Origin of the sequence: Marinobacter sp. (assembly GCF_048269445.1) — a bacterium.
Taxonomy (GTDB): domain Bacteria; phylum Pseudomonadota; class Gammaproteobacteria; order Pseudomonadales; family Oleiphilaceae; genus Marinobacter.
Genome location: NZ_JBLXIQ010000002.1, coordinates 157360 through 177147, shown reverse-complemented (window position 1 = coordinate 177147; position 19788 = coordinate 157360). Strand labels below are relative to the sequence as shown.

At 56.8% G+C, this 19788-nt stretch carries 17 protein-coding genes; 11 read left to right on the top strand and 6 right to left on the bottom strand.

Annotated elements, in window-relative coordinates; translation table 11 throughout:
• Position 1: 1 nt before the first annotated feature.
• Together ACN0XM_RS04110 and ACN0XM_RS04105 are read right to left on the bottom strand one after the other, a co-directional pair.
• Positions 2–658: a response regulator transcription factor gene (locus ACN0XM_RS04110; RefSeq protein WP_417565648.1), complete on the bottom strand. Its 657-nt coding sequence runs from the start codon at positions 656–658 to the stop codon at positions 2–4.
• Positions 651–2153: a PAS domain-containing sensor histidine kinase gene (locus ACN0XM_RS04105; protein WP_417565647.1), complete on the bottom strand. Its 1503-nt coding sequence runs from the start codon at positions 2151–2153 to the stop codon at positions 651–653. Before ACN0XM_RS04105 ends, ACN0XM_RS04110 begins: the two co-directional genes overlap by 8 nt.
• A gap of 153 nt (positions 2154–2306) precedes the next feature.
• On the opposite strand from ACN0XM_RS04105, the gene ACN0XM_RS04100 reads away from it, so the two are divergent.
• From ACN0XM_RS04100 to ACN0XM_RS04080, 5 genes are all read left to right on the top strand, one after another.
• Positions 2307–3935 carry an acyl-CoA synthetase gene (locus ACN0XM_RS04100; protein WP_417565646.1) on the top strand — a complete coding sequence of 543 codons (1629 nt, stop codon included), beginning with the start codon at positions 2307–2309 and terminating at the stop codon, positions 3933–3935.
• A gap of 265 nt (positions 3936–4200) precedes the next feature.
• Positions 4201–5034 (top strand): metal-dependent hydrolase, encoded by an 834-nt coding sequence (locus ACN0XM_RS04095; protein ID WP_417565645.1) that lies wholly within the window; start codon positions 4201–4203, stop codon positions 5032–5034.
• Between the two features lie 110 nt (positions 5035–5144).
• On the top strand, positions 5145–6095 hold the full coding sequence (locus ACN0XM_RS04090; protein WP_417565644.1) for a DegV family protein: 951 nt from the start codon (positions 5145–5147) through the stop codon (positions 6093–6095).
• A gap of 140 nt (positions 6096–6235) precedes the next feature.
• Entirely contained in the window at positions 6236–7270 is a 1035-nt protein-coding gene (locus ACN0XM_RS04085) for a hypothetical protein (RefSeq protein ID WP_417565643.1), read from the top strand.
• 33 nt (positions 7271–7303) lie between these two features.
• Positions 7304–7942, top strand: a complete 639-nt coding sequence (locus tag ACN0XM_RS04080; protein WP_417565642.1) for a LysE family translocator — start codon at positions 7304–7306, stop codon at positions 7940–7942.
• A gap of 64 nt (positions 7943–8006) precedes the next feature.
• Here ACN0XM_RS04080 and fdxA read toward each other — a convergent pair whose 3' ends face one another.
• The gene (fdxA, locus tag ACN0XM_RS04075) at positions 8007–8330 is read right to left on the bottom strand and encodes a ferredoxin FdxA (RefSeq protein WP_088828887.1); all 324 of its coding nucleotides are present in this window, start codon (positions 8328–8330) and stop codon (positions 8007–8009) included.
• Positions 8331–8481: 151 nt separating this feature from the next.
• Complete coding sequence (mutS, locus tag ACN0XM_RS04070; RefSeq protein ID WP_417565641.1) at positions 8482–11112, bottom strand: DNA mismatch repair protein MutS; 2631 nt, start codon at positions 11110–11112, stop codon at positions 8482–8484.
• 82 nt (positions 11113–11194) lie between these two features.
• On the opposite strand from mutS, the gene pncC reads away from it, so the two are divergent.
• From pncC to ACN0XM_RS04055, 3 genes are all read left to right on the top strand, one after another.
• Positions 11195–11695, top strand: coding sequence for a nicotinamide-nucleotide amidase (gene pncC / locus ACN0XM_RS04065; protein WP_417565640.1), 501 nt, complete (start codon positions 11195–11197; stop codon positions 11693–11695).
• 166 nt (positions 11696–11861) lie between these two features.
• Positions 11862–12908: a recombinase RecA gene (gene recA / locus ACN0XM_RS04060; protein ID WP_417565639.1), complete on the top strand. Its 1047-nt coding sequence runs from the start codon at positions 11862–11864 to the stop codon at positions 12906–12908.
• 18 nt (positions 12909–12926) lie between these two features.
• Positions 12927–13400, top strand: coding sequence for a flavodoxin family protein (locus ACN0XM_RS04055; protein WP_417565638.1), 474 nt, complete (start codon positions 12927–12929; stop codon positions 13398–13400).
• A gap of 15 nt (positions 13401–13415) precedes the next feature.
• Here the strand turns inward: ACN0XM_RS04055 and ACN0XM_RS04050 are convergent, their stop codons facing one another.
• Positions 13416–13793 (bottom strand): PilZ domain-containing protein, encoded by a 378-nt coding sequence (locus ACN0XM_RS04050; RefSeq protein WP_417565637.1) that lies wholly within the window; start codon positions 13791–13793, stop codon positions 13416–13418.
• Positions 13794–14011: 218 nt separating this feature from the next.
• Between ACN0XM_RS04050 and ACN0XM_RS04045 the strand changes: the two genes are divergently transcribed.
• The 3 genes from ACN0XM_RS04045 to ACN0XM_RS04035 are packed head-to-tail and all read left to right on the top strand — an operon-like array spanning position 14012 to position 18715.
• A complete protein-coding gene (locus ACN0XM_RS04045) occupies positions 14012–16420 on the top strand; it encodes a Lon protease family protein (protein ID WP_417566062.1) in 2409 nt (802 codons plus the stop codon).
• A gap of 39 nt (positions 16421–16459) precedes the next feature.
• Positions 16460–17086: a response regulator FixJ gene (gene fixJ / locus ACN0XM_RS04040; RefSeq protein WP_417565636.1), complete on the top strand. Its 627-nt coding sequence runs from the start codon at positions 16460–16462 to the stop codon at positions 17084–17086.
• A 45-nt stretch (positions 17087–17131) separates the two neighbouring features.
• Entirely contained in the window at positions 17132–18715 is a 1584-nt protein-coding gene (locus ACN0XM_RS04035) for a response regulator (RefSeq protein ID WP_417565635.1), read from the top strand.
• Between the two features lie 17 nt (positions 18716–18732).
• Here the strand turns inward: ACN0XM_RS04035 and ACN0XM_RS04030 are convergent, their stop codons facing one another.
• The gene (locus ACN0XM_RS04030) at positions 18733–19608 is read right to left on the bottom strand and encodes a MaoC/PaaZ C-terminal domain-containing protein (RefSeq protein ID WP_417565634.1); all 876 of its coding nucleotides are present in this window, start codon (positions 19606–19608) and stop codon (positions 18733–18735) included.
• Positions 19609–19788 lie beyond the last annotated feature (180 nt).

Genomic DNA, 19788 nt, shown 5'->3' with positions numbered 1-19788 from the left:
ATCAGCGCTTGTCGCCGCGCAGGTCCAGCGGGTCGAGCAGCCCGGCGGCAATGGCCGTGCCGGTGACATCCGGCAATCGATCCGCGCCCAGGCGTTTCATCACCCGCGCCCGGTACAGGTCAATGGTTTTTACGCTGACATTGAGCTGGTCCGCGATCTCCCGGCTCGTGTAGCCCTTGGCCAGCGGCAGGAATACGTCCCGCTCTCGCCGGGTGAGCGTGGCGAGCAGGGCTTCGGTGTCTTCATCACCCTGCAGCTGGTTGCTGGACTGCCGGTGTTCCTGGAGAGCCTGTTGCACACTGTCCAGCAGCAGCTGCTCGTTGAACGGTTTCTCGATAAAATCAAACGCCCCGGATTTGAATGCCCTGACCACAATGGGTACGTCGGCATGGCCGGAAACAAAGATGATCGGTAATTCCAGACCTCGTTTCTGGAGTTCTTCCTGAACGTTCAGGCCCCCTAGGCCCGGCATGCGCACATCCAGAACCACGCAGCCGGCTTTCGTGTTGCCAACGGCGTCCAGGAATTTCCGGCCGTCGCTGTATGCCTCGACCTTCAGGCCAACGGATTCCAGCAGCCATTGGGTGGATTCCAGCATGCCGGCGTCGTCGTCGACAACATAGACGGTGGTGTTTTCCGATGCAGAATGGTCACTCATCAGGCTGGTTCTCCGTGGTTGTAGTTCTGTTCTTTTGGCCCGGGCTGGCCGGGAACCGGCAGATCAGGGAAAGACCGCCCGTTGCTGCCGGCAGGGCATCCAAAAAGCCACCAAAGCCCTCAATGATTGAGCGGCTCATGGACAGTCCGAGACCCAGCCCCTGGGGCTTGCTGGTGTAAAACGGCTGGAACATCTGGCGGATGCTCAGCTCGTCCAGGCCGGGGCCTTCATCGATGACTTCAATCAGGGTTTCGTTCTGATCGTTGATGCAGGTCGTAATCACGATCTGCGAAGGCGAGCCTCCTCCCTCTTCGCCACGATTCTCCACGTTGGCTTCGATACCGTTACGGATCAGGTTGATCAATACCTGTTCCAGTAAAACCGGATCGGCGGTGATCACCGGGTTACAGCGGGCCAGTTTCTCTTGGATTCGCACGCTGTTTTTCTCGGCTTCCCACTGGCACAGACGGGCAACGTTGGTGACAACATCATTCAGGGCAAGAGGAGCGGTGCGTTTTTGACCTTTGCGCAGGAAAGCCCGAAGTCGCTTGATGACTTCCGAGGCGCGGTTGGCGTGGTGGGCAATTTTCTGGAGGCCATCATCCACGCGGTCCAGGCACTCCTGACTGGTTCGGGCATTTTTCAGGTAACGTTGGCTGGCGCTGGCGAAGTTCACAATGGTGGCCAACGGCTGGTTCATCTCGTGGGCGATGCTGGAGGCCAGTTCCCCCAGTGTTGCCAGCCTCGCAGTGTGTGCCAGTTCATCGGCGAGCCGGCGGTTGTTTTCTTCGGATTCCACGCGGGCAGTAATGTCCCGGGATACACTGATCACCTCGATAACGGCACCTGTGTAGGTTTCCCGAATGGCCCGGCTGGCTATTTCAAACCAACGCCGGGAACCGTCCCGGTGGATGATCTCCAGGGTCATGGTGGCATAGCCGTCGTCCCGCAGCAGATTGCGGGTTTCCGCCAGTTTCTGGGCCACATTGTTGCCCTGGAAAACCTCTTCGAGTGGTTTGCCTCGCAGTTCTTCGGGCCAGTAACCCAGCAGGCGCCAGGAGGCGGGCGTGGCATCGATAAAGTGCCCGTCCGGGGCGTGGCGTGAAATCAGGTCGGTGGTGTTCTCTGTGATCAACCGGTAGAGGCGGTTGGATCGGGTTGCCGCTTCCCGGGTCAGGACGTCTTCCGTGGCGTCTCTTGCCCGCGCCAGAACCTGGGCTGTACCTGCATCCGGAATGAAGGTCCACATCAGGATGGTTCCGGGAATCCGTGCTTCCACGTTTTCAATAGCCCGGCCCTGCTCAAGGGAGGATTTAACCAGAGCATGAACGTTGCTCGGCAGGAGTCGGGAGGGCGAAGCCAGGCGGGCGACCCGGCACAGATCCCGGGTCGCCCGGTTCCCCCTGAGGACGGCGCCCATTGCATTCAGGATCAATCCGGGTTGCGGGTCGGCGTCGTGCAAACTAAATACACTTGTAGAGGAAGAATCGTTCATGGCTTACAGAATATAGTATTATATCTATAATACGTTGGTTCAATTTCTAGTATTTATACTATCAAATACTATTTTGGTCAGCCTGAAGTATAGCTAGTTTAGCGATATTCCTGAATACGTCATAAGAACAACAGCGCTTAAAAGGACTACACAATGACCTCGATTTTTGATCAGGGCCTTACGCCCGTCGATGCCAATTATGCCGTTCAATCCCCGATCGATTTTATCGAACGCACCGCCACGGTTTACCCGGAGTATCCCTCAGTCATCCACGGAGCGATCCGCTACAACTGGGCGCAGACCTATGATCGCTGCCGGCGACTGGCTTCCGCCCTGAAAGGCCGTGGTATTGGCTCTGGCGATACGGTTGCGGTAATGCTGCCAAACATTCCGGCCATGGTGGAATCCCATTTCGGGGTGCCCATGATCGGTGCTGTGCTTAATACTCTGAATGTCCGCCTGGACGCCGAGGCCATTGCCTTCATGCTCGGGCATGGTGAGGCCAAGGTCGTAATCGCGGACCGGGAATTCGGGGAGGTGATCAAGGATGCCGTCAGCCGGCTGGATACCAAGCCACTGGTGATTGATGTCGATGACCCCGAGTACGGTGAAGGTGTCCAGGTCAGCGATCTCGACTACGAAGCTTTCCTGCAGGAAGGTGACCCAGCGTTCCAGTGGAGCTTCCCGGAAAACGAGTGGGACGCGATTTCCCTGAATTACACCTCCGGCACTACCGGCAACCCAAAGGGTGTGGTCTATCACCACCGAGGCGCCTACTTGAATGCCATTGGCAACCAGGCTGTTTGGTCCATGGACATGCACCCGGTGTATCTGTGGACCCTGCCGATGTTTCACTGCAACGGCTGGTGTTTCCCCTGGACCATTACGGCCATGGCCGGTATTCACGTGTGCCTGCGCCGGGTTGATCCTGAGAAGATCCTGCAGCTTATTCGTGATCATCAGGTCACTCACATGTGTGGAGCGCCGATTGTGCTGAATGCGTTGCTGAATGTGCCGGAATCCGCCAAGGCCGGCATCGATCACGATGTGAAGTCCATGACCGCCGGCGCGGCGCCCCCGGCCCAGGTGATCGGGGCCATCGAGGAGATGGGCATTCAGGTGACTCACGTATACGGTCTGACCGAGGTCTACGGCCCGGTGACTGTCTGCGCCTGGAAAACCGAGTGGGACAAGCTGCCCTTGCATGACCGTGCCCGGAAAAAGGCCCGTCAGGGCGTTCGTTATCATACCCTGGCAGGCACCATGGTCGGTGACCCGAACAGCATGGAGCCGGTGCCCAAAGACGGCAAGACCATTGGTGAGATCTTCCTTCGCGGCAACACCGTGATGAAAGGTTACCTGAAGAACCCGAAGGCAACTGAAGAGGCGTTCCGTGGCGGCTGGTTCCACACTGGTGATCTGGCGGTGTGGCACGAAGACGGCTACATGGAGATCAAGGACCGGCTCAAGGACATCATTATCTCCGGTGGTGAGAACATCTCCACCATAGAGGTGGAAGATACCCTGTACCGCCACCCGGCTGTTCTGGAGGCCGCTGTGGTCGCCCGCCCGGACGAGAAGTGGGGTGAAACACCCTGCGCTTTCGTGACTCTCAAGCCGGAGGCCGGGCAGGTTAGCGAGGACGACATCATCAGCTTCTGTCGCGAGCACCTGGCCCGTTTCAAGGTGCCCAAAACCATCGTCTTCTCGGAGCTGCCCAAAACGTCCACGGGCAAGATCCAGAAGTTTGTGCTGAGGGATCAGGCCAAAGAACTGGACTGACGCTCTGACTGTCGCGTCGTCCGGCTCTGCGCCGGAAGGCGCAGCCCCTCTGTGTGTCCTTGGGAGGCCTCGTGCCTCCTTTTTTTAATTATGAATTCTTGCTCAAGTCTGAGTTTTTGACAGGATGTCATTTCGTGACAATCTGTCTTATTTTTGCCGTGTATGCCTTCCTTCCCCCAGGTTTTCAGGTTTACACTGCTGTAACTGATGAAATTGTGTCCGCTGTTCATTACTGATAACAACATTACAAAAACGGGAGGCAGTCATGACCATCAGCTCCACGCCCGAGGGTGTGTCCGTTGAACCGAGGCACCTTCGATTCGATGTCAGTGACGACCTGAAAACGCTCTGGCACGGGAACGATGCGTTCCGGACAGCATTCTTCAACGCCCTTTCCTTGCAGTTTCCTGACGGCGAACAGCAGTTCATTAATGCCGTGCGGCTCTATCGGGATCAGATCGAAGATCCCAAGCTGAAAGCGGAGATTCGCGGTTTTATTGGCCAGGAGGCGCTGCACAGCCGGGAACACAAGGATTACAACGAGGCCCTGAAGGCGCGGGGCTATGATATCGATGCCATCGACCGGCGTTTCGAGAGGCATATGGCGTGGGTGGGAAAACTTCCGCCAAGCCGGCAGCTTGCGGGAACCTGTGGGGCCGAGCATTACACCGCTGTACTGGCGAATGCCATTCTGGGTCACCCGGAATGGATGGAAGGCGCTACCCCCGCCATGGCTAGACTGTGGCGTTGGCATGCCATCGAGGAAACCGAGCACAAATCCGTCGCCTTTGATGTTTACCAGGCGTGCGTCGGTAATGAGCGTCTGCGCCGCGTTGTCTTCCTGTTTGTCACCTGGAATTTTTTAAAATACACCTTCCTGAACACCTGTAGCCTGCTCAAAGCGGATGGCAAGCTCTGGAGCATACGCACGTGGGTTGGTGGCCTTAATTTTCTCTGGGGCAAGCCCGGGGTTCTGCGCAAATGTCTGCCCGAGTTCCTGGCCTATTTTCGCATGGGGTTCCATCCCTGGCAGCAGGACAATCGTGAGCTTCTTGAACGCAACCTGAGAGAACTGGATATGACATCAACTGCAGGATAGGGCGGGGTTACTGAAATTCTGGCCGGGGTATGTAAAACTGTGCCGAATAAAAAATAACGACAAGAACGGACGCTTCCGGTCGAGAAGTGGCCCGGAGATGGAGGCCCACCATGCGAGTTGGTTTGATTGTCGATTCTGCATGCGACTTACCCTATGAGTTCAGCCGCAAACACGATCTGTTCATCCTCCCCGTTACTGCTGTGATCGACGGCCAGACCTACATAGACGAGCACGATCCGGTCCGGACCCAGGAATTTTACCAGAGCGGTCTTCTGCAGAAGGGGCACCAGGCAGAAACCCGTGCGTATACGGCCGAGCAGATCCACGACCTGTTCATGGAAAAAATTGTCACCCAGTTCGATGTCGCCATCTGTGAGACGGTGACCAAAAGCCGCAGTCTTATTTTTCAGAATGCCACCGAAGCCATGAACAGCGTTCTGGCCCATTATGAACGCGCCCGGGAAGCCGCAGGCCGGGATGGCCGGTTTTACATGCGGGTGATCGACAGCAAGCAGATTTTTGCCGGCCAGGGCTTGCTGGCAGCGCATACGCTCAGGTTGATCGACCAGAAGATATCCAAGAATGCCTTGCGCCATGAGGTGGAAACCTTCACCGACAAGATCTACACCTGTGTGATTCCCCGGGATCTGCACTACATTCGTGAACGGGCAAGACGCCGTGGTGACAAAAGCGTGTCGGCGCTGGTGGCCTTCATGGGCAAGGCATTGAACATTACCCCGGTGATTTTCGGGCAGGGTGCCGAGGGACAGCCGGCGGCCAAGACTCGCAGCTTCGATATGGCGGTCGAAAAAGTGATGAACTACGCCGCGTCAAGGGTGGAAGCCGGCTTGCTGACGCCCTATGTGAGCCTGTCCTGTGGGCTGACCTGGACCGAAATCGAAGATCTTCCTGGGCTCAATCGCCTGCGGGATGCCTGTGAGCGCAATGGTGTGGAATTGCTGTTGTCCCAGATGGGGATAACCAGCAGTATCTACGTTGGGCCCGGAAGCCTTTGCCTGGCCCTGGCCGCTGAATCGCATAGCTTCAACGATTTTCAGTAACCACCTCGCTGTGACCTGTGATCGTGCGTGACTGGCCCGGGCGCGGCCTTCCCCCTGTAGTTTTGGCAAACTGGTCCGCCCGGACTTCGTGTTAGCCTTTCGGTATAGTTTTTTACTCCGATAACAGGACATCAGACGCCATGACCAAAGGCAAAACGGATCTCGCCAATCAGTTGCTGGAACAGCATGTGAAGCATGAACTGGCATCACTGAAGGGTGCCAGGCTGCGCAAATTCCTGGAGCTGGAGCTGGACGAGCTCTGGAATTATGCCGGCGAGATAACCCTCAGCCGCATTACCTCCGAAGAGCAGGTAATGGGGGTGATCCAGCGCATCGTGATGGACATGGAACTGGATGCGGGGATTCCCGAACTGGCGGCGGAGATGGCGACAGAGGTACTCAATGCCGAGGTTCAGTCCAGGACAACCCTGGGAGAGATTATTACCCGTGAACAGGCCACCGGCTTTCTGGAAGAGGCGCTGGAACTGAAGCACCAGAGGGAGCGGGTGATCAGCGAGATAATGGCCCATCCGGTGTATCAGGAGCTTGTGTCCAACCTCGTTTACCACGGGTTGGTGAACTATCTGTACGAGGACAATCTGATCACCAAATCCGTGCCGGGTGTTGGCTCGATGATGAAGTTTGGCAAGCGCATGGCCAACAGGGCCGTGCCGGGGCTGGATGAAACCTTCGAGCGGCGGCTCAAAGTCTGGCTATCCGACAGCCTGCCGGGCCTGATCAGCCGTAGTGAGCAGTTCCTGCACCGGGCACTGTCTGATGATGAGCTGCGAGACAGCGTGATGGCCGCCTGGGTGTCGCTTGAAGGCCGCACGATTGCAGAGCTGCGTGAAGGCCTGGGGGATGTCGAGCTGCAGGAATTCGTGGTGCTCGGGTATGAGTTCTGGCTGCAGTTCCGCAAGACCGGATACTTTGAAGGCTGTGCCCGGGCCGTAGTTTCCCACCTGTTCGTGAAGTACGGCGAGCGCCCGATCACCGACCTGCTCGGGGACATGGGCGTAACCCGGGAAGTGGTGATGGCGGAAGTTGACGCCTACGCAATTCCGGTTATAGACGTTTTACGGGAAGAGGGCTATGTTGAAGCCCTGATTCGCCGGCGGCTAACGCCTTTCTACAAGTCTGCCGCTGCGCACAAGATTCTCCAGCAGGGGGCCTGAGTATTCCAGCCTCCCTGGACCGTTTTGGGAGGTATGGTTTTGATCTCGGATCTATTCTGGGCCTATCTGATTGCCATCACACTGCTTACCATTACGCCGGGTGTTGATACGCTTCTGGTCATGCGTAATACCGGCCGCGGCGGTTTGGGGGATGGCTGCGTTACCAGTGTTGGCATCTGCAGTGGCCTGTTCATCCATGCGACTCTCTCGGCGCTGGGTATTTCTCTCCTGCTGGTAGAAACCGCCTGGGCATTTTCAGCGTTGAAGTGGGCCGGTGCCTGCTATCTGGTGTGGCTGGGTCTCGGTTCGCTGCGTCAGGCTCTGAATCGGGGCGAGGAGCCTTCGGCCCGGGTCCTGGCGGTTGCCCGCCGGAATGTCCCCATGCTGGCTTCCTTCCGGGAAGGTTTGTTATCCAACGTGCTGAATCCGAAAACCGCACTGTTTTACATGGCCTTGTTGCCACAGTTTGTTGACCCTGCTGGTAACGCCTTTCAGCAATCCTTGATGCTGGCCGGGGTGCATTTCCTGCTGGCGATGCTCTGGCAGTGCGGTCTGGCCTGGATGGTGGTGACTTTCCGGAGTCTGGGTGTGAGTCCGAGGCTAAAGCGTGTTTTGAATGGGCTGACTGGCGGATTTTTTGTGGCCATGGGGGCCAAGCTGGCAAGTACCTGAACACTGGGCATGTAAAGAAAAAGGGAAGCCGAGGCTTCCCTTTTTCGCATTCAGTTCCGGTAAATCACTTCTCCAGATACTGGAGCTTGTTCGGCTTGCCATCCCACTCTTCGGCGTCTGGCAGCGGGTCTTTCTTCTCGGTGATGTTCGGCCATTTGGCGGCCAGCTCGGCATTCAGCTCCACAAACTGGACCTGATCGGCAGGCAGCTCGTCTTCCGAGAAGATAGCTTCGGCCGGGCACTCAGGCTCGCACAGGGCGCAGTCGATACATTCGTCCGGGTCGATTACCAGAAAGTTCGGGCCTTCGTAGAAGCAGTCTACCGGGCAGACTTCCACGCAGTCCGTGTATTTACACTTGATGCAGTTATCAGTAACGATAAACGCCATAGTCAGATCCCTGGTCCAGTGGTCGGTCAGTCTCATCAGGAGCGCCGGTATGGCGCCACCGTTATATTTTAGTGCGCGATATTGTAGGGAGCGACCCGCACAGCCGCAAGCGTTCGGCTGCTATAACCTTATTACACAGATCAATTTTCCGCTATTTCTTCATCAGTTCCTTCAACTCGTACAACTGATTGATGGCGTCACGGGGGCTAAGACCATCCAGATCCAGCGCCTTGAGGGCTTCTTCCACTGCGCTTGGCTCGATGCTCGCAAACATATCCCCTTGGTACACGGGGTCGCTGACCTGCTTTGTAACCTTGCCACGGGGCGATTCACTCTGCTGATCGCCGGAGGCGCCTGCCGGTGACACAGGTGTTGCGCTGCCTTCCAGATGAGAAAGCTGGGCCTTGGCGTTGCGGATGACATCCTGGGGCACACCGGCAAGCTTGGCCACCTGGAGCCCGTAACTCTGGCTGGCCGGGCCATCGTGAACGTTGTGCAGGAACACGATGCTGTCGTCGTGCTCGGTGGCTGTCAGGTGCACGTTCACCGCGTGTTGCAGCTCATCCGCCAGTTGCGTGAGCTCGAAATAGTGAGTGGCAAACAGGGTGTAGCAACGGATTTCCCGAGCCAGGTGCTCGGCAGTGGCCCAGGCCAGTGACAGGCCATCGAAGGTGCTGGTACCGCGACCCACTTCATCCATCAACACCAGGCTGTGTTCGGTGGCATTGTGAAGAATATTGGCGGTTTCGGTCATCTCCACCATGAAGGTGGATCGGCCACCGGCGATATCGTCCGAGGCCCCCATACGGGTGAAAATCCGGTCCACCGGGCCTAGCACCGCACGATTGGCGGGTACAAAACTGCCGGTATAGGCGAGCAGGGCAATCAGCGCGGCCTGGCGCATGTAGGTGGACTTACCACCCATGTTCGGGCCGGTAATTACCAGCATGCGCCGCTGGGCATCCATCAGCAGATCGTTGGGCACGAAGGGCTCGTCCAGCAACTGCTCCACCACCGGATGCCGGCCTTCCTCGATGTCAAAGCCCGGCGCATCACCGAACTCGGGGGCGGAGAAGCGCAACGAGGTGGCCCGCTCTGCGAAATTGCTCAGTACATCCAGTTCGGCCAGGGCCTGGGCCGCATCCTGCAGCGGCGCCAGCTGCCCGGCTACGGTTTCAAGAACATTGTCATAAAGCCCTTTCTCTCGTGCCAGGGCACGGCTTTTGGCGCTCAGGGCCTTATCTTCGAATTCTTTGAGTTCCGGGGTGATAAAACGCTCGGCGTTTTTCAGGGTCTGCCGGCGGATGTAATCTACCGGGGCCTGACCGGACTGGGCCCGGCTGATTTCAATGTAATAGCCGTGAACCCGGTTGTAGCCCACTTTCAGAGTGCTGATTCCGGTACGTTCGCGTTCACGGGTTTCGACATCCAGCAGGTATTGGCCGGCGTTCTCGCTGATGTTGCGCAGCTCGTCCAGTTCCTCGTCGAACCCTTCCTGGATGACGCCGCCTTCCCGAATAACCACGGGTGGGTTTTCAATGATGGCCCGTTCCAGTAGATCCGCCAGTTCCGGGTATTCGCCGATGGTGGTAGCGAGTTTGACGATGTGGTGCGAGTTCACCGGTTTCAGGGTTTCCTGCAGATCCGGCAGGGCCTGGAAGGCATCTCGCAGGCGGGCCAGGTCCCGCGGGCGGGCGGAACGCAGCGCGACCCGGGCCAGTACCCGTTCGATATCGCCCACCTTTTTCAGTAAATCGTGCACCGGCTCGTAATGAAATCCGTCCAGCAGTGCGGAGACCGCCTGCTGGCGCTGGCGGACAATGTCTACGTCCCGCAGGGGCCGGTTCAGCCAGCGCCGGAGTTCTCGTCCACCCATGGAGGTTGCTGTGCGGTCCATCACCCAGGCCAGGGTGTACTGATGGCCGCCCATGAGGTTGGTGTCGATTTCAAGGTTGCGGCGACTGGCGGCATCCATTATGACGGCTTCATCCCGCCGTTCGCGGGTCAGCTTGCGAATATGGGGCAGGGCAGTGCGCTGGGTTTCTTTGGCATACTGCAGCAGGCAACCAGCGGCACAAACAGCGAGTTCGAGATCCTCGCATCCGAACCCGGTCAGGTCCCGGACCTGCAGCTGCTGGGTAATCACCCGGCGGGCGGTATCGGATTCGAACAGCCAGGGGCCTTGGCGACGAATTCCGGTGAAGCCTTCAAGGACTTCCTGATAGGGGAAATCCTCGCTGATCAGGATCTCCGCTGGTCGCAGGCGTTGGAGCTCGCCCTGCAGTGCCTCCAGATTTTCCAGTTCGGAGACGGTAAAACGACCACTGGAAATATCCAGTGAGGCAAAGCCGAACTGTTCCCGGTGGTTAAAGATGGCCACCAGAAGATTGTCTCGGCGGTCTTCCAGGTAGGCATCATCACTCAGCGTGCCCGGTGTGACGATCCGTACTACCTGCCGATCAACCGGCCCCTTGCTTGTGGCGGGGTCGCCAATTTGTTCACAGATGGCGATGGATTGACCTGCCCGGACCAGCCGGGCAATGTAGCCTTCAGACGAGTGATAGGGGATGCCTGCCATTGGGATTGGGTTGCCACCGGACTGGCCGCGGGCGGTCAGGGTGATGTCCATCAGCTCGGCTGCTTTCTTGGCGTCTTCGTAGAAGAGTTCGTAGAAATCCCCCATGCGATAGAACACCAGTTCACTGGGGTGCTGGCCCTTGATCTTCAGGTACTGCTGCATCATAGGGGTGTGCTTGGAAAGATCGGTCTGAGCTGCTGACATGGACGGGTCCGGGTTGCCTTGCTTTGGTTGAAGGCGTGAATTGTAAGAAAATAAAAGCTCTGATGAAACGAAGGAGGTCATTATGCTGGCCAGCGATCACGAATTGGAAGAGGCGGGTAACCGCCTCGGTGAACGGCTGTTGCAAGTGGGCCATACCGTTGCTACCGCCGAAAGCTGTACCGGTGGCTGGGTGGCCAAGGTGCTGACCGACCGGGCCGGCTCCTCAGCGTACTTGCTGGGTGGCCTGGTAACCTACAGTAACAAAGCGAAGCAGGACTTGTTGGGGGTAACCCGGAAGTCGTTGGACGAACACGGTGCGGTTAGCGAGCCGGTTGTGCGAGAAATGGTGGCTGGGGCCCTTGTGGCCACTGGCGCCGATATTGCTGTGGCCATCAGCGGCGTCGCGGGCCCTGGAGGGGGGAGCGAGGAAAAGCCCGTTGGCACCGTCTGGTTCGCATGGGGCAGCAGTCCGTTAAGCACCGTAGCCGTGGTTAAGCACTTTGAGGGAGACCGGGATCGGGTTCGCAGGCAGGCCGTTCTCTTTGCTCTTCAGGGGGTTAACGGGTTTGTAGATGAACTCTGACGGCTTTCACATCAAGAGGGGTTGGTCTCCCTTGCCGGTTATGTTTTAATACTGTTCAAATATACAGGGAATTGACTGGTAACGCTGTACAGATTCCCGGTTCACAATTCCGCTATCGGGGTGTTTAACGGCTCCGGCAGCCAAGGCGACAGAGGGTTTTGCACTGATGGAAGACAACCGCAAGAAAGCATTGAGCGCAGCACTGGGCCAGATCGAGCGCCAATTCGGTAAAGGTGCCGTGATGAAAATGGGCGACCAGCCCCGTGAAGCCATTCCTGCAGTCTCCACCGGCTCCCTTGGGCTGGATGTCGCCCTGGGTATTGGCGGCCTGCCTTACGGCCGTATCTGTGAGATTTACGGTCCTGAAAGCTCCGGTAAAACTACCTTGACCCTGCAGGTGATTGCCGAGGCCCAAAAGGCAGGTAAAACCTGCGCCTTCGTGGATGCTGAGCATGCTCTGGACCCGATCTACGCCGAAAAGCTGGGCGTCAACGTCGACGAGTTGCTGGTGTCCCAGCCGGATACCGGTGAACAGGCACTGGAAATCTGCGATATGCTGGTTCGCTCCAACGCGGTAGATGTGATCATCGTTGACTCTGTTGCCGCCTTGACGCCGAAAGCGGAAATCGAAGGCGAGATGGGCGATAGCCACGTGGGGCTTCAGGCACGACTGATGTCCCAGGCGCTGCGTAAGCTGACCGGTAACGTCAAGCACGCCAACTGCCTGTTGATCTTCATCAACCAGATCCGTATGAAAATCGGTGTGATGTTCGGCTCTCCCGAAACCACCACCGGTGGTAACGCCCTTAAATTCTATGCCTCTGTTCGCCTGGACATCCGCCGCATTGGCTCGGTCAAAGATGGCGATGAGGTGGTGGGTAACGAAACCCGGGTAAAAGTGGTCAAGAACAAAGTCTCCCCGCCGTTCAAGCAGGCTGAGTTCCAGATCATGTACGGCAAGGGTATCTACCACATGGCGGAAGTGCTCGATATGGGCGTGAAAGAAGGCTTTGTTGACAAATCCGGCGCCTGGTACGCATACAAGGGTGACAAGATTGGCCAGGGTAAGGCGAACGCCTGCAAGTTCCTGGAAGAGAACCTGGACATTGCCAAGGAAATTGAGGCTGCGGTGCGTGACAAGCTGATGCCCAAGCCGGTTTCCAAGAAAGACGCGGCTGAGGCGCCGGCGGAAGCCAGCGGCGAATTGCTCTAAGCGTTTCGGGGGAAGGGTATGAACAGCAACAAAAAGAAACTTCTGATTGTTGCCCATGCGCCTTCCCCGAATACCGTCAAGCTTCGGGATGCCGTGGAGCACGGCGCCTGCCATGAGGATATCGAAAACGTTCAGGTAACCGTTCTGGCCCCTCTGGATGCCGGCCCTGAAGACGTGCTTGCCTGTGATGCCATCATCCTCGGCACCACCGAAAACCTCGGCTACATGAGCGGGGCTTTAAAAGACTTTTTTGATCGCAGCTACTATCCCTGTCTTGAGAAAACCCAAGGCTTGCCCTTTGCCTACTACATTCGGGCTGGCCACGACGGCACCGGTACCAACCGGGCGATCGAAAGTATCACCACCGGGTTGCGCTGGAAACGGATCCAGAATCCTCTGATCTGTCGAGGTGAATATCGGGATGAGTTCGAGGAACAGTGCCGGGAACTGGGAATGTATTTGGCTGCCAGCCTGGATGCCGGGCTTGTCTGAGGGGGCGGGGTCAGCTTAGCTGGCGAACCGGTTATAGAAGCCTTCAATTCGTGACAGGGCGTTGTCCACCGTCCGGGAATACCCTTTCTTGTCCCGGCAGTAGCTGAACTGCACACTGATGCGATAGCCGGTCTGGAATGGCTGGCAGTCCACCACCCGGGCGCATACCCTCGATTCACTGATGTACTTGCCGTCGAAATCCATGAATAGCCGGGCGCCCGGATCCACTGGTCTGGGGCACAGTACTGCCATGCCGTAGCGGTTAAGGTCCAGGCAGGTGACGGGTGTGGCGGGCTTGCCACGGCCAAAAAAGCCACGCTCCCTAAGTTGAACCTTCAGGCAGGAAGCGGGATAACGATCCTTGACTCTGCGATCTGCGGAATCGGTGGTCATGCGCTGGCATCCGTTGCGTGCATTATTTTTTGTTGCCGGGAGGTGAAGTGTAGTTCCGGAACATCTGCCTGAAAAATAATCATCGGCAAAACTGTGAACTGACCAACAAATTCCGGCGCCTTGTGCGCAACTCCAGAAATCTGCTCGCTGAACGCGACAGGGCCGACCGCAGAATCTACAATGACCGGCCAATGAGTCAACCGTTACAGGACCGAACCTTGAAGTCACTGTCCCTGCACCAGCTTTACAAAGCCTGTGTTCTGAAAGATCTGCCATTCAAAACCACCAAGCAACTGGAGCCTCTGGCCGAAATTGTGGGCCAGAACCGTGCCCAGGAAGCCGTGCGTTTTGCCCTGGCTATGCCCCATGGCGGTTACAACGTCTATGCCGTTGGCCGAAATGGCCTGGGTAAGCGAACCATGATGCTGCGGTATCTGGAGCATCATCTGGATACCGATCAGCAGAGCCATGACTGGTGTTACGTAGCCAACTTCGGGGAGCCCCGTATTCCGAAACTGTTGCAGCTTCCGGCGGGCAAGGGTACGGATCTCAAGCAGGACATGGAAAAGCTGATGAGTCGCCTGGTAAAGGTGATTCCCCAGACCTTCGACAGTGACAGTTTCCTTGAGCGTTCCGAACAGCTGAAGAATGAATACGTAAAAAAACAGGAAGATGAACTGGAAAAAGTGGCCGGTCAGGCCAAGCGCAAAAAGGTCAGCTTGACTGTGACCACACCTGGTGGTTACCGGCTGGTTGCCATGAACGGAGATGAGCCCCACACCGCCGACTCCTTCAAGGCGTTGACTGATGAGCAGCGTGACAAGTTTGAAGACACCATCAACAAGCTGGAGAAAAAGCTTAGGCAGGCTCTGCGTAAGCTCGCGGACTGGGAGCAGGAATACGCTGACAAGCAGCAGGCGCTGAATCAGGAAACTCTGGAGAGTATTTCGGGCCACCAGATTGATGAGCTGATTGAGAAGTACAAGGATCTTCCCGACGTGGTTACCTTTTTCGAGGCGGTCCGGGCAGACCTGGTGGAAAACCTCGAGATTTTTCTGGACGACAACGAGGAGCAGGCAGCAATTGCCTACGCGTCCCTCGATAAGAAGATGCCTCGCCGGTATTTGGTAAACGTGCTCGTGCACCAGAAAACCAACGAGGTTCCCATGGTGGTTGAGGACAATCCCACCTACCATAATCTGTTCGGGTACGTGGAAAACGTTACTTACAAGGGCACGGTGTTTACGGATTTTTCCCTGATCCGACCGGGCAGCCTGCATCGGGCCAACGGCGGTTACCTGTTGATGGACGCTATCAAGGTGCTGGAACAGCCATTCGTGTGGGATGGTCTGAAGCGTGCCTTGCGTTCGAAATCGATACAGATTAATTCCCTGGAGCGCGAGCTGACCCTTTCCGGCACAATTTCCATTGAGCCGGAATCGGTTCCGCTGGACGTTAAAATTGTCCTGTTTGGTGATCGCGAAACGTGGATGCTGCTGCAGGAGTACGACTCTGAATTTGCCGAGCTGTTCCGGGTAACGGCGGATTTCGAAAATGAAATGTACCGCTCTGATGACAGTCAGTTGCTGTACGCCAAGTTCATTGCCAGCCTGGTGAGCGAGAAAAAACTGCTTCACTGCTCAAACAAGGCGGTCGCCAGGGTTATTGAGCACAGTGCGCGCATGGCAGAGCATCAGGATCGTTTGTCCCTGCATGCGGCGGATATCGCCAATCTTTTGAGGGAATCGGATTTCTGGGCCCGCCAGGCAGGGGCCAGGCTGATACAGGACATTCATGTCGAACGGGCCCTGGAAAGCGCCAAATACCGGGACAGTCGGATCCGTGACCAGTTCTATGATTCCATTCGTGATGGCTCCACCCTCGTCACTACCCGTGGTACCTGCGTTGGCCAGGTGAATGCGTTGTCGGTGTTGTCCACGGGCGGGTTTGAATTCGGACTTTCCAACCGCGTGACTGCTACCTGCTATTATGGAGATGGCGCGGTGATGGATATTGAGCGTGATGTGAAGCTTGGTGGCAACATTCACTCCAAGGGTGTGATGATTCTGAGTTCCTGGCTGGCTTCCCATTTTGCGGTTAACGACCCGATGCACCTGTCGGCCAGCCTGACCTTCGAGCAGAATTACGGTGAGGTGGATGGCGACAGTGCTTCGCTTGCTGAGCTGTGTGCGCTGGTATCTTCCCTGTCTGGCATTCCGGTGCGTCAGGATCTCGCGATCACCGGATCTGTAAACCAGTTTGGTGAGGTTCAGCCAATTGGTGGCGTGAACGAGAAAGTGGAAGGTTTTTTTACAACCTGTCAGCTTAAAGGCGGGCTCTCTGGCAGCCAGGGGGTGATCGTGCCAGCCATGAATGTGCAGAACCTGATGCTCGACAGCGAATTGGTGCAGGCGGTGCGTGGCGGCCGGTTTGCGGTTTATGCGGTTGCCCGTGTTGAAGAGGCTATTACTCTGCTTCTGGGTAAGCCCGCTGGCAAGGCCGATAACAAAGGCAGGTACCCGAAGCAGAGTGTTTTTGGCATTATCCAGCAACGACTTGAAAAAATGCGGGAACACGAGCGCCAGGAACATGCACGTGATGATCACAAAGACCCGTCAATTCACTGACCGGCAATCATAAGAAAACGGACAGGAGAGAGCACACCCATGACTGATATCCAGCAAACCGTATACGTCGTAGAGGACGATGAAGCAGTCCGCGACTCCCTGGAGCTGCTGCTGAAATCCGACGGCAAGCCGGTTAAGCCCTATGAGAGTGCAACGGCTTTCCTGAAGGATTATTCCGACAAGATGGCCGGTTGTATTGTGCTGGATATCCGCATGCCCGGTATGGACGGCATGGAGCTTCAGAAGAAGCTGAATGAAAAGCACTCCATCCTGCCGATCATTTTTGTCACCGGGCACGGCGATGTGCCTATGGCGGTTGACGCCATGAAAGAAGGGGCTGTGGACTTTATCCAGAAACCCTACCGGGAAGAGGCGCTGCTGGAAAAAATCGAGGCAGCGCTGAAGCAGGACCAAGAGCAGCGCAAGTCCCTGGATGAAAAGCAGGAGATCATCCGCCGCATCAAGAGCCTGACCCCCAGGGAGCACGAGATCATGGATCGGATGATTGCCGGCCAGGCCAACAAGGTGATTGCCATTGAGCTGGAAATCAGCCAACGCACAGTGGAGATTCACCGTTCCCGGGTTATGCATAAGATGGGCACCCATTCCCTGGCACATCTGGTTCGTATGGTCCTGTCCGTAAAGGACCTTATCGACGCACGTTGATCTCGTCGTCATCATACGGTTACGTTTTTAACCGGCCTTGACTATATGACTGAATCTGTCAGCGAGAACTCGGAGGTGACGGTTCTGCTTGTGGATGACAATCCGCAGAACCTCAAAGTCCTCTATGAGACCCTGAAAGACAAAGGTTACCGGCTGCTGATTGCCAATGAAGGCGAAAAGGCCCTCGACCTTGCCCACCGCCACCAGCCTGAAGTGATTCTTCTGGATATCATGATGCCGGAGATGGATGGCTATGAGGTTTGTGAACGGCTCAAAGCCGATCCGGAGACGGCGGATTGTGCCGTGGTGTTCCTTTCCGCCCTCGATGATCTTCAGGCCAAGGTTAAAGGCTTCTCCCTCGGTGGCGCTGACTATATTTCCAAGCCGTTCCAGTCCCAGGAAGTGATTGCTCGGGTGAAAACCCATGCCTCGGTTATCCGCCTTGAAAGAGAGCTGCAAGCCCGTAACCGCGAGCTCCAGAGTGACCAGGCCCGCATTCTGAACTCTATCAGTGAGGGCATCTACGGCCTTGATGAGAACGGTATTATCGAGTTTGCCAATCCCGCTGCGGCGCTGATTTTCGGCCGTCCGGTGGAAGAGCTGATCGGCCGGAACTTCTTCGAAATCCATTTCGCTACTGCCGGTGACAACCAGGACGGTTTGCCCGTGAAAGCAACCTGTCAGCAGGGCGTCGCCGAAAATCAGCGTGATATCCGTATGCTTCGGGCGGACGGAACCGGCTTCCCGGCGGAGTATCGCTCAACCCCCAAGCTGGACGGAGACGAGCTCCACGGGGCCGTTGTGGTGTTTCGGGACATCACTGCTGAACTGGATAACGAAAACGCCCTGGAAGAGGCTCGGCAATTGGTTCAGGAGCAGCGGGATCAGTTGGCCCACACCTCACGTCTGACCACCATGGGAGAAATGGCTGCTGGGGTTGCCCATGAGGTCAATCAGCCGCTGACGGCTATCACCAACTATGCCCGGGTCGCCAAGCGGATAATGGCGAAAGAATCGGCGGATATGAGCCTGCTCCAGGAGACTCTGGACAAGATCGAGGCCCAGTCCCATCGCGCCAGCGAGATCATCCGGCGAATCCGGCGGTTCATGAAAAAGCCGGCAACTGGCAAGGAAGTGCTTTCGGTGTCCGCGCTGCTGGAGGACACCCGGCAGTTTGCCGAAGTGGACATGCGCAATAATAAGGGTGCCATAGAGGTCTCGGTGCCAGAGGGTGTGCCGGACGTTCTCGCTGACCCCGTTCAGGTGCAACAGGTTGCTCTGAACCTGATCCGGAATGCCCTGGAAGCGACCAGCAGCGTGGATTCAGCAGCTCCGGTTGAGGTATCAGCCAGCCTTCAGGGTGGCACCTGTGTGCGAATCCAGGTGCGAGACCACGGAGTTGGCTTGCCAGCCGATGCCGAGGAAAAACTGTTCCTCCCGTTTTTTACCACTAAGGATGAGGGCATGGGCATTGGCCTCTCAACCTGCCGCTCCCTGATTCAGGCCCAGGGGGGAGATATCGGTTTCATACGCCCAGACGACGGCGGCGCCTGTTTCTACTTTACCCTTCCAGTCGCTGGGGTCCAGGGTGCGCCCTGCGCAGCGCAAGAGGAGGCTTCCCGGAGTTAGTGGAAGTCTCCGGGGGGTTAGATCCAGTCGATGCGACCACTCAGGTGTGGCGAGTCGCCCTTGGCATTCAGCACCTGATAGTCCCAGCCTCTGTCCCCTGTTTGCCAGTTCAATTGGGCTGTGCCCGGTAGGAATAGTGGTTTCTTGAACTGACAACTGACCCTGGTGGCTCCCGGTCGCCAACCTTCCTGTTGTTCCAGTATTGCCAGCGCGTGGGCCTTGGTCCACATGCCATGGGCGATTGCCTGGGGAAAACCGAAAACCTTGGCGCTCAGGGCGTGCATGTGAATCGGGTTACTGTCCCCGGACACCCTTGCATACCGGCGGCCAATGGATTCCTCCGCCCTGATGCTGAGTGTGTTGGAATAGTGTTCGAGTTCAGGTGGGGACTTTTTGCCCTGCGACGTGCCATCATCTTGAGGTTGCCGGAAGAGGGTCGTGCTCGCTTCCTCCCAGACCAGTTTGCCTGCCGAGCGGGCCTCGGTAATCAGATCAAACTCCACCCCACGGCTGCTCTTCAGCGAATTTCCCAGACCTACGCTGATATCCAGGTTTTCGCCGGCTCCGATTGGCCGGTGCTGGGTTATGGTATTTCTCAGATGCACCAGGCCGAGTAGCGGCAAGGGAAAGCTTTTCTCGGTCAGCAGTTTCAGGTGCAGGGGGAAAGCCAGTACATGAGGCCAGGTGAGCGGTAAATGGTTGTGCGAAGCGAACCCGCAAACCCTTCGGTAGCGTTTTAGGTTATCGCCGCCGGTGCTTACGCCAAGCAGGCGGGCAGACAATTCTGGGATAGTAATGTCACCACCGCTCTTTCCCTGCTTCGCCAGCAGTGCTTTGCCGTAAAGTGGCAGCAATGATGGTGGTGATTTGTGGTAAATGAGAGTCTGTGGCATTGGTCGTTCTCCTTCACGTCCTGTGTCGATCACGGTCAGTATGGCATTGCCATAATGGAAAGTTTTGTCGCGCAGGTCATGCTTATTTTTGCAAACTGGTACAACTGTGTGTTTGTGGCCTGATATGCTCTAATGTAAGACGATTGTCTAACAGGGCGTTGCTCTCAGACCCCACAAGTC

Coding starts and splice junctions, on each gene's coding strand:
- ACN0XM_RS04110 (WP_417565648.1), bottom strand. CDS start 658: ATGAGTGACCATTCTGCATCGGAAAACACCACCGTCTATGTTGTCGAC.
- ACN0XM_RS04105 (WP_417565647.1), bottom strand. CDS start 2,153: ATGAACGATTCTTCCTCTACAAGTGTATTTAGTTTGCACGACGCCGAC.
- ACN0XM_RS04100 (WP_417565646.1), top strand. CDS start 2,307: ATGACCTCGATTTTTGATCAGGGCCTTACGCCCGTCGATGCCAATTAT.
- ACN0XM_RS04095 (WP_417565645.1), top strand. CDS start 4,201: ATGACCATCAGCTCCACGCCCGAGGGTGTGTCCGTTGAACCGAGGCAC.
- ACN0XM_RS04090 (WP_417565644.1), top strand. CDS start 5,145: ATGCGAGTTGGTTTGATTGTCGATTCTGCATGCGACTTACCCTATGAG.
- ACN0XM_RS04085 (WP_417565643.1), top strand. CDS start 6,236: ATGACCAAAGGCAAAACGGATCTCGCCAATCAGTTGCTGGAACAGCAT.
- ACN0XM_RS04080 (WP_417565642.1), top strand. CDS start 7,304: ATGGTTTTGATCTCGGATCTATTCTGGGCCTATCTGATTGCCATCACA.
- fdxA (WP_088828887.1), bottom strand. CDS start 8,330: ATGGCGTTTATCGTTACTGATAACTGCATCAAGTGTAAATACACGGAC.
- mutS (WP_417565641.1), bottom strand. CDS start 11,112: ATGTCAGCAGCTCAGACCGATCTTTCCAAGCACACCCCTATGATGCAG.
- pncC (WP_417565640.1), top strand. CDS start 11,195: ATGCTGGCCAGCGATCACGAATTGGAAGAGGCGGGTAACCGCCTCGGT.
- recA (WP_417565639.1), top strand. CDS start 11,862: ATGGAAGACAACCGCAAGAAAGCATTGAGCGCAGCACTGGGCCAGATC.
- ACN0XM_RS04055 (WP_417565638.1), top strand. CDS start 12,927: ATGAACAGCAACAAAAAGAAACTTCTGATTGTTGCCCATGCGCCTTCC.
- ACN0XM_RS04050 (WP_417565637.1), bottom strand. CDS start 13,793: ATGACCACCGATTCCGCAGATCGCAGAGTCAAGGATCGTTATCCCGCT.
- fixJ (WP_417565636.1), top strand. CDS start 16,460: ATGACTGATATCCAGCAAACCGTATACGTCGTAGAGGACGATGAAGCA.
- ACN0XM_RS04035 (WP_417565635.1), top strand. CDS start 17,132: ATGACTGAATCTGTCAGCGAGAACTCGGAGGTGACGGTTCTGCTTGTG.
- ACN0XM_RS04030 (WP_417565634.1), bottom strand. CDS start 19,608: ATGCCACAGACTCTCATTTACCACAAATCACCACCATCATTGCTGCCA.